Here is an 11,779-nt window from a genome sequence, read left to right on the forward strand (position 1 = left end):
TGAATGTGCCATAAAAACTACTATGCCGAGACAAAAAAAATTATCCGAAAAAGAACAAGTACACTTTTCTTGCGCTTTCCTTCAACGTTTTAAGTGCTTTGCTCATCTGGTTCTTTACCGTATTGACAGAGATATGCAACCTCACGGCTATTTCTTCATATTTCATGCCATCCCTCTTGGCCAGCAAGAACACCTCCTTGCATTTTTCCGGTAAAGATTCTATGGCAGTCCAAATACGAGCCTCCTCATAAGACCATTCTTCACACTCTTCGTCCGACAGGATTTCCTCAAGGTCTGATGGTTGCACGTTACCGTCAATGAGTGAATCCTTCTTCAAGATGTCTATACAGCGGTTTCTTACCATGGAGTACAGATAAGATTTAAGACCACTCGCTTCAAGCCCTTTCTCTTTCCGTTTCCACAGCTCCATGAAACAGTCCTGCACCGTGTCTTCCGCATCATCTATATCTTTCAGATAATGAAGCGCAAACAGGCAGAGCGGACGATAATATTGAAGGAAATGCTCTCTGAAGATTTTTGTATTGATGTCCATGTACAAGTGTGATTGATAGATTCGCATTTTTAAGAAAACTCAGAATATCAGATTTACCACTATGAGCGGACTTGTTTTTTATTATATTTAAACACAACAGATTTACTTTATACATTCTTTAAGCATAATGATGAGATAAGAAAACCTACAACCTTCTTTCCGTCCGAAAGCATTCGCTTTGATAATTCCAGCTATTTTTCGTAACTTCGCATGTTCATCTAACAAGAAAAGATACATGTCAGAAAATGATTTTATTACCATAAAGGGTGCCCGGGTGAATAACCTGAAAAACATCGACGTACGTATCCCACGCAACAAGCTGGTAGTCATTACCGGACTGTCTGGTTCGGGAAAGTCGTCGCTGGCATTCGATACGCTGTATGCCGAAGGGCAAAGACGTTATGTGGAAAGTCTGTCTTCCTACGCCCGCCAGTTTCTCGGACGTATGAGCAAACCGGAATGTGACTTTATCAAGGGAATTCCACCTGCCATCGCCATTGAACAGAAGGTGACGAGCCGCAACCCGCGTTCTACCGTGGGTACCTCAACGGAGATTTATGAATATCTGCGCCTGCTTTTCGCACGGGTGGGTAAAACGTATTCTCCTGTAAGCGGACAACTGGTGAAGAAGGACAGTGTGGAAGACATCGTGAACTGCATGCTGTCTTACCCGAAGGGCACACGCTATACCGTACTGACACCTATCCTTCCCCGCGACGGAAGAAGTGTGGCAGAACAACTGGATATGGATATGAAGCAGGGCTTTACCCGACTGGAAGTAGACGGCGAAATGGTACGTATTGAGGATTATACCTACAATGAGAACGACAAGGTGTATCTGTTAGTAGACCGCATGAGCTGCGATGACAGCAAAGATGCCATCAGCCGACTGACGGATTCTGCCGAGACGGCCATGTACGAAGGCGACGGCACGTGTATGCTTCGTTTCTATTTGTCGGATGACACCCGCCTGCATGTATTCAGCACGAAGTTTGAAGCCGACGGCATCAAGTTTGAAGAACCGAACGACCAGATGTTTTCGTTCAACTCTCCGCTGGGAGCCTGTCCTACGTGCGAAGGATTCGGAAAGATTATCGGTATCGATGAACACCTGGTGGTACCTAATCGGGCGCTGAGCGTGTACGATGGTGCCGTGCTTTGCTGGAGGGGCGAGAAAATGGGAGAATGGCTGAACGAGTTCCTTCGGGAAGCCCCGGCTCATGATTTCCCCATCTTTGCTCCCTATTATGAACTGACACAGGAACAGAAAGATTACCTCTGGCACGGGCCAAGGGAAAAGGTCTGCATCGACTCTTTCTTCAAGATGCTGGAGGAAAACCAATATAAGATACAGTATCGCGTGATGCTGGCCCGCTACCGGGGAAAAACGACTTGCCCTACCTGTCACGGAAGCCGGCTGAAAAAGGAGGCCAGCTACGTGCGAGTGGGTGGAAAGAACATTTCGGAACTGGTGGAAATGCCGATTACCCAGTTGCAGGAGTTCTTCCGTACGCTCACACTGGATGCGCACGACACCCTCGTGGCACAACGCCTGCTGAGTGAAATCAAGAACCGTCTGACATTCCTGTCGGATGTGGGACTGGGTTACCTGACACTGAACCGGTTGAGTAACTCGCTTTCGGGAGGTGAAAGCCAGCGAATCAACCTGGCCACCTCGTTAGGAAGTAGTCTGGTAGGTTCATTGTATATTCTTGACGAACCAAGTATCGGTCTGCACAGCCGCGACACTACCCGCCTCATCAAAGTGCTACGTCAGTTACAGCAATTAGGAAATACGGTAGTGGTAGTGGAACACGACGAAGAGATTATCCGTGCAGCCGACTACATCATCGATATCGGCCCGAAAGCGGGACGACTGGGCGGACAAGTGGTGTATGAAGGTGACATGAAAGACTTACAGAAGGGAAGCGACAGCTATACCGTGAAATACCTGTTAGGAGAAGAAACCATCGACCTTCCTGCCAGCCATCGCCCGTGGAACAATTACATCGAAATCAAGGGAGCACGCGAGAACAACCTGAAAGGCATCGACGTGCGCTTCCCGCTTAACGTGATGACGGTGGTGACAGGTGTCAGCGGTTCCGGAAAGAGTACGCTGGTACGCGACATTTTCTACAAGGCCCTGAAGCGGGAATACAGTGAGTCGAGTGAACGCCCGGGCGAGTTCATTTCATTGGAAGGAGACATCCGTCAGGTGAACGACATCGAGTTTGTAGACCAGAATCCCATCGGAAAGTCTTCCCGAAGCAATCCGGTGACTTACGTCAAGGCCTACGACGAAATCCGCAAACTATTTGCCGATCAGCCGCTGGCCAAGCAGATGGGTTACAGTGCAGGCTATTTCTCGTTCAATACGGAAGGCGGACGTTGTGAAGAATGTAAGGGAGAAGGTACGGTAACGGTAGAAATGCAGTTCATGGCCGACCTGGTGTTGGAGTGTGAGTCGTGCCACGGCAAGCGCTTCAAAAACGACACACTGGAAGTGAAGTTTGAAGGAAAAAACATTTACGACATACTGGAAATGACGGTCAACCAGGCCATCGAGTTCTTTACGGAACACAACCAGAAGAAGATTGTCAAGAAGTTGCGCCCGTTACAGGATGTGGGACTGGGTTACATCAAGTTAGGACAGTCTTCGTCTACCCTTTCAGGAGGAGAAAACCAGCGCGTGAAACTGGCGTACTTCCTCAGCATCGAAAAGGCGCAGCCTACCATCTTCGTGTTCGACGAACCGACTACCGGCTTGCATTTCCATGACATCAAGAAACTATTAGAGGCTTTTGACGCCCTTATCAACCGGGGACATACGCTGGTCATCATCGAACACAACATGGATGTCATCAAATGCGCTGACCACGTGATTGACCTCGGTCCGGAAGGTGGCGACATGGGAGGAAATCTCGTGGCAGCCGGCACACCGGAGGAGGTGGCCCAATGTGCAGCTTCCTATACGGGACAATACTTGGCAGAAAAACTCAATCAGTAATCTTAACAAACAAACACATGACTCAAATCCTTGAAACCCTATACAGCCAGTTCACCGGCCATGCTCCGGAAAGCGTGGAAGCACTGCCGGGAGCCGGCTCCAACAGAAGCTACTACCGCCTGAAGGGTACTCCGACCCTTATCGGGGTATGCGGCACTTCACGTGAAGAAAACGAGGCCTTCATTTACCTGTCACGTCATTTTCAGGCACAGCATCTTCCGGTACCAGCGGTACATGCCGTTTCCGACGACGGACTCTGTTACCTGCAAGATGATTTAGGACCAGATTCTTTGTTCCAGCTTATTACACATGGAAGAGAAAACGGAGAGTTTGATGAAACGGAAAAAAACTTGCTGAAGAAAGTCATCCGGTTACTGCCCCGCGTACAGTTTGAAGGGGCACAAGGACTGGATTTCGGGAAATGCTATCCGGCTGTAGAATTCAACCACAGAAGCATTCTGTGGGACTTGAACTACTTTAAATACTGTTTTCTGAAAGCTACGGGAGTAGAGTTCAGGGAAGATTTGTTAGAAGACGATTTCGAAGCCCTTTGTCAGACATTGATGGAGAGGATAGAAACCCAACCGGTATTCATGTATCGTGACTTCCAGAGCCGTAACATCATGGTAAAAGACGGAGAGCCTTACCTGATAGATTTCCAGGGAGGACGGAAAGGACCTCTGTATTACGACGTAGCTTCTTTCCTCTGGCAAGCCAAGGCCAACTACCCGGACAGCCTGCGCCAGGAGCTGATTGACGAGTACCTGGAAGCCCTGCGCCCGTACAAACAGATAGAAAAGAAAGTGTTCCTGTCCCATCTGCGTCATGTCGTATTGTTCCGTACGCTACAAGTATTGGGGGCTTACGGCTTCCGCGGCTATTTCGAGAAAAAAGCACATTTCATTGAGAGTATTCCTTTTGCCATGGAGAATCTGCGCCAGTTATTGCAGAAGGGATTTCCGGAATATCCTTATCTCTGCGAGGTATTGCAGCGCATGACGGAACTGAAACAGTTTGCCGCTGCACGCAACCGCCGCAACCTGACGGTCACGGTGATAAGTTTCTCCTATCGGAAAGGGATTCCGGCAGACGAAAGCGGAAACGGCGGAGGATACGTGTTCGACTGCCGCGCCGTGCACAATCCCGGACGCTATGAGCAGTACAAACCGCTTACAGGACTGGACGCACCGGTCATCGATTTTTTAGAGAAGGACGGAGAGATTACAGAGTTCCTTCGCCATACCGACGCTCTGGTGGATGCCCACGTGCAGCGTTTCCTGGAACGTGGATTCTCGCACCTGATGATTTGTTTCGGATGCACCGGAGGACAACACCGCTCCGTGTACTCTGCCCAGCACACAGCAATGCACTTGCATGAAAAATTTAAAATTAATGTACACCTGATTCATCGGGAACAACAAATAGACCAATTACTGAAAGCCAAATGAAAGCCATGATATTTGCTGCTGGACTGGGTACCCGGCTCAAACCGCTGACCGACCACATGCCCAAGGCCTTAGTACCGGTGGCCGGACGTCCCATGCTGGAACATGTGATTCTCAAACTGAAAGAAGCGGGATTTACCGAACTGGTCATCAACATTCACCATTTCGGAGAACAGATTATTGATTTTCTAAAAGCTAACCAGAATTTCGGACTGACCATTCATATCAGTGACGAACGTGACAGGTTGCTCGACACAGGGGGCGGCATCAAAAAGGCGGCAACCTTCTTTACAGGAACGGAACCGTTCATAGTACACAATGTGGACATCCTGTCGAATGCCGACCTGAAAGGAGTTTATGATTTTCACTGGAAGAGTCAGAATCTGGCGACACTGCTGGTCAGCCCGCGCAAAACCTCGCGCTACCTGCTGTTCGATATGGACAGCCGCCTGCAGGGTTGGATTCACAAAGACACCCTGCAAACCAAGCCGGAAGGATTTGTATACGAACCGGGCCAATACCGTGAATATGCGTTCAGCGGCATCCATGTAATCTCACCGGAATTGTTTCACTACATGAAAGGAGAAGAATGGAACGGGAAATTCCCCATCATGGATTTTTACCTGCACACCTGCCGGCAACTCCAGCTCGGAGGGTATATAAAAGAAGACTTGCAGCTGATTGACATCGGCAAGCCGGACACGCTGGCCCGGGCCGAAGAATTCCTTAAGGACTAATACCAGGTAACAGCACTACCCGTATTGCTTCGCTGATCCCACTTCAGGGCATCAGTCAGCATACTGGAGTTCGCACGGATAGAGAAGTTATAAGAAGTAAATGGACCAAACACCAATCCGCAACTCATATTAAAGCAGTGCAAGTCGCGGGTAATGTTCAAGGTTGTCATAGACATCTCCTTAGACGTAAAGTCGTATCCGGTAGAATAGGTCATATTCCAACGGCTACCAATCTTGAAGTTACCCGACACGTTCAATGAATGCGTCAATGAATACGGATAACGCATGGTCTTGATGTTGATGTCCTTCGAACGGTCTTCGCGAATACTGTAGCTATAGCTCAAGCTGACACTCCAAGGCAATTTGAAAGCCAGGTAACCGTCTGAATCAACAGAAGCTTTCTCTGTCTTTCGCATGTTGGAATTATTATTCTGTTCTTCCGTTTCTTCATCTGTATCTTCGTCTTCATCTCCTTCTTTGCCTTTTTTATCCTTGTTCTTTTCATCCTCATCTTTCTTTCCGAAGAGTTTCTTGAAGGTATCGTTATTCAAGGTATAAGAGAATGAACCACTGTACCCCTGGAAACGTCCGAAACGTCCGTAAGACCATTCCGTACGGTCGCCCACCACTACATTACCATTCTCATCAAACTGATAAGCGTATGTCGCGAATGAGGCATTCATATTGAACGTATAGCTTTTAGTCAGTTTTAAACGAAGGTTCATACTTAAATCACTCCACTTCTTATTGGCTACATCGTACGAAAGAGAAGCCCCCAACTGGTCAATCAGACTGATTTTCTTGTAGCCGGTCGTATCCTTGTCCGACTTCATCTTCATCTCAATGTTGTTATCAATTGAGAAGCTAATGTTCTGTGACATATTCTTTCCCGGATAGCCATACACAGCTCCTTCATACGGAGAATATTCGACAGTACGCACCTCACCGTCTTCATCCGTATAAGTATAGGTGTCGTAATAGCCGTAACGTGATTTTCCGAAATCCGGCGTATAAGTATAGCTGACAGTCGGAGTGAAGACATGACGAATCTGCAGTTCCTTGCTCTTCATGAACAAAGGCTTGTACATACCATACAATTTGGTATTCATCTGCAAAGACAGGTTGTAATCATACAGACGATTGAACCCGTTGATAGTGTCTCGCTTCACATGATCACGCGAGGCAGGACTCGGATCATAGCTCTGTTTTACCTTCCGCAGATACCAGCGTTCCGTGTAATTGAACGAAGGAACAATGTTGATGTACTTGAACAAGTTGAAAGTAGCCGAAACCGGAATCTTGTGCTGCATACCGTTCTCCCACTGTGTCAAAGGCGTCTTGAACAACAGATTATCCTTTGTACTGATAGAGTTGGTAATACTTCCGGTGTACTGCAATGAAATCTTTTCGTACCAGCGTTCATCCCCTACAGCTTTTTTACGTTTGAACGGATAAATACGGTTCAATGAAATGTTTACGTCCGGCAACGTCATACTCAAAGAAGAATCACGCGTGTTCTGGGTGATATTGAATGCTCCAGAGATGTTCAATCCGATTTCCGGAAAGTTACGTGAGTAGCTCACACTGGAAGCCTTGGTATTCTGAGAGTACTGCTGCGGATTATACAAACTGCTCAAGCTGGAACGGTCGTAACTACTGGTGGCAAAGTTTACACTGGCCGAGAACGAACTGTTCGGATTGGCCTTGGCATCCTGACGGTGACTCCACTGGATACGGAAGTCCTTCGACACCGAATAATCCGGCATATTCTTTTCTCCCGTCTTGGTCACCAGATAGCTGGCATTAAACGAGCCACTGAATTTATATCGTTTAGTATAATTAGAGGCCGCAGAAAGTCCCCAAGAACCTTTGGTAAAGATTTCGCCCAACAACTTCAAATCCATCTGGTCACTGATGGCAAAATAATACCCGCCGTCACGCAAATAGAAACCACGGTTCATTTCATCACCATACGTCGGCATGATGAATCCGGAAGAATAACTGCTATTAAACGGGAAAAAACCAAAAGGTACGGCAATGGGCAAAGGCACATCCTCTACCACGAGCTGTGCAGGTCCGAATACCACATTTTTCTTCGGGCGCACCTTTGCCATGGAAAGTCTTAAGTAAAAGTGGGGATGGTCGTGATTGTCACAAGTGGTATATTTACCATGGCGCATGTAAATTTCATCATTTGCTCCTTTCTTTCCTTCTTCACTGGTGACATATCCTTCACCTTGTTGTGTGACAATATCATTAATGAACCCCTTCTTGGTCTTGAAGTTATAACGCATGATTTTAGACTCATACGGTGTTTCTCCATCTTTGAAAATCGGTGTACCGGTCTCTACTCCTGTCGTATCAGCCACACCCTTAGCAAAGACAGTACTGCTGTCCATATTCATCGTAATCACCGCAGAGGTCAGCTCAATATTCTGATAATTCACCTTACCTTCCCCATAAAGATGCGCATATCCACCTTTCGTAAAAACAATAGAATCGCTTGCCTCATAAATGACCGGCGCATCCAAAGGTTCTTTTTTCTTAGCCGTATCAGCAGTCAGAGAGTCCATTCCCAGCGAATCCAAGGCCAGTGAGTCCCGATGAAGGGAATCGGTCTTCTCTCCTCCCCGCATACGTTTTCCTCTCACCCGCTGTGCTTCGGCATAAAATGAGCAGAAAAAGCCAAAAACAAACAGAGATAGCAGTAAATATGTAGTTCTTCTAAATGATGTCATCACCGTCTTTTTACGCAATGTGCGGTGCAAAAGTAAACATTATCCGACAAATAAACGTCAACGCTTTCCTTTTTAATGTATTTTTAGTTCTACAAAAAGAGTTTACACCAGGCATCAAAGCGTACCAAGCCTTCTTCTCCATGCTTTTCAATACTCTTTCGAGCCTTCTCCACACTTTTTTCCTTATCCAGTTTGGTCTTTGAATAAAACTTATCGGCAAAGCAAATAATCTGCTCTTCCAGACTGACCGGAAGCATTTCACGGTGAGGTACCGGAAGATTACGTTCCACAATTGTCTTTAGGGTAAGTCCGGCACCGGTATGACGCTCACACACCAATGCATGACGTGGATAACCCTCACGAGCCACCAGTTCTGAACCTAAGTATCCATGACAGATATAAGGATGCGTGCCAAAACAGAATATACTATCTGCATCCGTCATAAAAATGCCAATATCATGAAGCATGGCAGCCTCTTCAATAAAAGTCAAATCTAAATTCAGTTCCGGATGCTTACGTGCCATTTCCAAGGCTTTGTCTGCCACCGAACGGCTGTGTACCAGCAAAATATGTTTCAACTCATTATCTTCCGGATAATATTTGTCAATCAATGCAAGTGGATTCATAAATAAATGTGACTATATTTGTAAAAAGTATCACAAATCTACAAAAATTCCATGAGTTACACGAAAAGAATCTTTTTGAAATATATTTTGGGTGCATGTATATGCTGTTTTACGGTCATTCAAGTACATGCTACTGTACGCAACGGAGCCGACCAGCTGGAAAAACTGCTTCCCTTGCTTGAAGGGAAACGAGTTTCTCTGGTAGTAAACCATACTTCTCTTTGTGGGAAAACCCACTTGCTGGACACCCTGGCCAGTCAAGTAAAAATCGTTCAAGTATTTGCGCCTGAACATGGATTTCGGGGAGATGCAGATGCCGGAGAACATATTCAAAACGGAAAAGATACCCGCACGGGGGTACCCATCCTTTCACTTTATGGAAAAAACAAGAAACCGCAGCCTTCACAGCTGGCAGGTACGGATGTAGTAATCTTCGACATACAAGATGTAGGAGCCCGCTTCTACACTTACATCAGCACGCTTTATTATGTGATGCAGGCTTGTGCCGAGAACCAGAAAGAGCTGATTGTGCTGGATCGCCCTAATCCATGTGATTATGTAGACGGACCTGTACGGGAAAAAGCATACAAAAGTTTTGTGGGTATGCTTCCCATCCCCTTGCTTCACGGATGTACTTTAGGCGAAATAGCCAAAATGATTAATGGAGAAGGCTGGTTGGGTAAAGGTATGCAATGTCATTTGCAAGTAATTCGAGTGGAAGGATGGAAACACGGACAGCCTTACTCTCTTCCGGTAAAGCCTTCTCCCAATTTGCCGAACGATCTTTCCATTACGCTCTATCCCTCGCTCTGCCCTTTTGAAGGAACTTCCGTAAGCGTCGGCAGAGGTACCAACTTTCCTTTCCAGGCCATCGGTTCACCGGCACTAAAGGATTTTTTCCAGTTTCAATTTACCCCACGCTCTTTAAAAGGGTTCGACAAGCATCCGCTTCATCAGAATCAGGCTTGTTTCGGCCTTGACTTGCGTACAGAGAAAGAACGGCCTCAAGGTTTTTCCCTAAAATATCTCCTTCAGTTTTATCAGCTTTATCAAAAGCGGTATCCGGATGCCGAAAAACGTTTCTTCAGTCGTTCCCAATGGTTTGATCTGCTAATGGGTACCTCACAGGTACGCAAGGACATACTTCAGAGAAAAACGGAATCCGAAATACGCCAGGCATGGGAAAAAGACTTGCAAGCTTACCGTTCCATACGTGAAAAATATTTATTGTATGAATAAAAAACAAGCGGACAGCAGGTTGCTTCTTTCAAGCCTCCTTACTGTCCGCTTCTTACTATCTTAATCTGCGCGATTATTTCTTTTTCATCTTCTGCATCATACCAGCCATCTTACTGCCAGTCACCATTTTCATCATCTTACGAGTCTGATCGAACTGCTTCAACAGACGGTTCACTTCCTGAATGCTTGTTCCACTACCCTTAGCGATACGTGTACGGCGTGTTCCATTCAGAATTTCCGGATGAGTACGCTCTTCCGGAGTCATAGAATAAATAATGGCTTCAATACTCTTGAACGCATTGTCATCAATATCAATATCCTTGATAGCCTTTCCTACTCCAGGAATCATAGAAGCCAGTTCCTTCAGGTTACCCATCTTCTTAATCTGATGAATCTGAGTCAGGAAGTCATTAAAATCGAACTGGTTTTTCTGAATCTTCTTCTGCAAGCGTTTCGCTTCTTCTTCATCGTACTGCTCCTGTGCACGTTCTACCAATGATACGATGTCACCCATACCCAGGATACGGTCGGCCATACGAGCCGGATGGAACTGATCTACGGCATCCAGTTTCTCGCCAGTACCCACGAACATAATCGGCTTGTTTACTACCGTACGGATAGACAGCGCCGCACCGCCACGTGTATCACCATCCAACTTAGTCAATACTACACCGGTGAAATCCAGACGTTCATTAAACTCACGAGCTGTATTTACCGCGTCCTGTCCGGTCATGGCATCTACGACAAACAATGTAGCATCCGGATTAATAGCCTTCTTGATGGCTTCAATCTCGTTCATCATCTGCTCGTCTACTGCCAAACGACCAGCTGTATCGACAATCACCAGGTCATACCCTTTTGCTTTCGCTTCCTGAATGGCATTCAAGGCAATCTGTACAGGATCTTTGCTGTCCAGTTCGCTATATACAGGAACTTCCACCTGCTGGCCGAGCACTTTCAACTGCTCAATTGCAGCCGGACGATACACGTCACACGCTACCAGCAAAGGTTTGCGATTCTTCTTTGACTTCATCATGCGAGCCAGCTTGCCAGAGAAGGTAGTCTTACCAGAACCCTGCAAACCTGACATCAAGATAACAGCCGGACGACCTTTCAATTCAATTTCGGCAGTATCTCCTCCCATCAAGGTAGTCAGCTCATCGTGTACGATCTTCACCATCAACTGACTGGGCTTAACAGCTGTCAATACATTCTGTCCCAGTGCCTTTTCCTTTACAGTATCTGTAAAGTTCTTTGCTACTTTATAATTCACGTCCGCATCCAGCAATGCACGACGTACATCCTTCAAGGTTTCGGCCACATTGATTTCGGTGATTTTACCTTCACCTTTCAATATCTTAAACGACCGTTCCAGTCTTTCACTTAAATTATCGAACATATATGTTGCTTTTTTATTTATTATCAAAAATTTCC

Annotated in this window: 8 protein-coding genes; 4 read left to right on the forward strand and 4 right to left on the reverse strand. The window is 46.4% G+C overall.

Annotation, left to right across the window (positions count from 1 at the left end; all coding sequences use genetic code 11):
• Positions 1–40 precede the first annotated feature (40 nt).
• Positions 41–553 carry an RNA polymerase sigma-70 factor gene (locus ACMJ0U_RS04610; RefSeq protein ID WP_417128473.1) on the reverse strand — a complete coding sequence of 171 codons (513 nt, stop codon included), beginning with the start codon at positions 551–553 and terminating at the stop codon, positions 41–43.
• 235 nt (positions 554–788) lie between these two features.
• On the opposite strand from ACMJ0U_RS04610, the gene uvrA reads away from it, so the two are divergent.
• The 3 genes from uvrA to ACMJ0U_RS04625 are packed head-to-tail and all read left to right on the forward strand — an operon-like array spanning position 789 to position 5,742.
• Positions 789–3,560 carry an excinuclease ABC subunit UvrA gene (uvrA, locus tag ACMJ0U_RS04615; protein ID WP_417128475.1) on the forward strand — a complete coding sequence of 924 codons (2,772 nt, stop codon included), beginning with the start codon at positions 789–791 and terminating at the stop codon, positions 3,558–3,560.
• Positions 3,561–3,577: 17 nt separating this feature from the next.
• Positions 3,578–5,008, forward strand: coding sequence for a phosphotransferase (locus tag ACMJ0U_RS04620; protein WP_417128476.1), 1,431 nt, complete (start codon positions 3,578–3,580; stop codon positions 5,006–5,008).
• Positions 5,005–5,742, forward strand: coding sequence for a nucleotidyltransferase family protein (locus ACMJ0U_RS04625; RefSeq protein ID WP_417128477.1), 738 nt, complete (start codon positions 5,005–5,007; stop codon positions 5,740–5,742). Before ACMJ0U_RS04620 ends, ACMJ0U_RS04625 begins: the two co-directional genes overlap by 4 nt.
• Here ACMJ0U_RS04625 and ACMJ0U_RS04630 read toward each other — a convergent pair.
• Both ACMJ0U_RS04630 and ACMJ0U_RS04635 read right to left on the reverse strand, forming a co-directional pair.
• Positions 5,739–8,378 (reverse strand): putative LPS assembly protein LptD, encoded by a 2,640-nt coding sequence (locus ACMJ0U_RS04630; RefSeq protein WP_417128481.1) that lies wholly within the window; start codon positions 8,376–8,378, stop codon positions 5,739–5,741. The two genes, ACMJ0U_RS04625 and ACMJ0U_RS04630, sit on opposite strands and share 4 nt — an antisense overlap.
• 191 nt (positions 8,379–8,569) lie before the next feature.
• Complete coding sequence (locus ACMJ0U_RS04635; protein WP_417128479.1) at positions 8,570–9,106, reverse strand: HD domain-containing protein; 537 nt, start codon at positions 9,104–9,106, stop codon at positions 8,570–8,572.
• 69 nt (positions 9,107–9,175) lie between these two features.
• On the opposite strand from ACMJ0U_RS04635, the gene ACMJ0U_RS04640 reads away from it, so the two are divergent.
• Positions 9,176–10,345 (forward strand): exo-beta-N-acetylmuramidase NamZ domain-containing protein, encoded by a 1,170-nt coding sequence (locus ACMJ0U_RS04640; protein ID WP_417128482.1) that lies wholly within the window; start codon positions 9,176–9,178, stop codon positions 10,343–10,345.
• 73 nt (positions 10,346–10,418) lie between these two features.
• Here the strand turns inward: ACMJ0U_RS04640 and ffh are convergent, their stop codons facing one another.
• A complete protein-coding gene (gene ffh, locus ACMJ0U_RS04645; protein WP_204396416.1) occupies positions 10,419–11,744 on the reverse strand; it encodes a signal recognition particle protein in 1,326 nt (441 codons plus the stop codon).
• Positions 11,745–11,779 lie beyond the last annotated feature (35 nt).

The sequence above is a fragment of the Phocaeicola sp. genome (genome assembly GCF_048170425.1).
In the GTDB taxonomy this organism is placed as follows: Bacteria; Bacteroidota; Bacteroidia; order Bacteroidales; family Bacteroidaceae; genus Phocaeicola.

Bases quoted from the DNA above. Each gene is read 5' to 3' on its own strand.
- ACMJ0U_RS04610 (WP_417128473.1), bottom strand. From the start codon at position 553: ATGGACATCAATACAAAAATCTTCAGAGAGCATTTCCTTCAATATTAT.
- uvrA (WP_417128475.1), top strand. From the start codon at position 789: ATGTCAGAAAATGATTTTATTACCATAAAGGGTGCCCGGGTGAATAAC.
- ACMJ0U_RS04620 (WP_417128476.1), top strand. From the start codon at position 3,578: ATGACTCAAATCCTTGAAACCCTATACAGCCAGTTCACCGGCCATGCT.
- ACMJ0U_RS04625 (WP_417128477.1), top strand. From the start codon at position 5,005: ATGAAAGCCATGATATTTGCTGCTGGACTGGGTACCCGGCTCAAACCG.
- ACMJ0U_RS04630 (WP_417128481.1), bottom strand. From the start codon at position 8,378: ATGCGGGGAGGAGAGAAGACCGATTCCCTTCATCGGGACTCACTGGCC.
- ACMJ0U_RS04635 (WP_417128479.1), bottom strand. From the start codon at position 9,106: ATGAATCCACTTGCATTGATTGACAAATATTATCCGGAAGATAATGAG.
- ffh (WP_204396416.1), bottom strand. From the start codon at position 11,744: ATGTTCGATAATTTAAGTGAAAGACTGGAACGGTCGTTTAAGATATTG.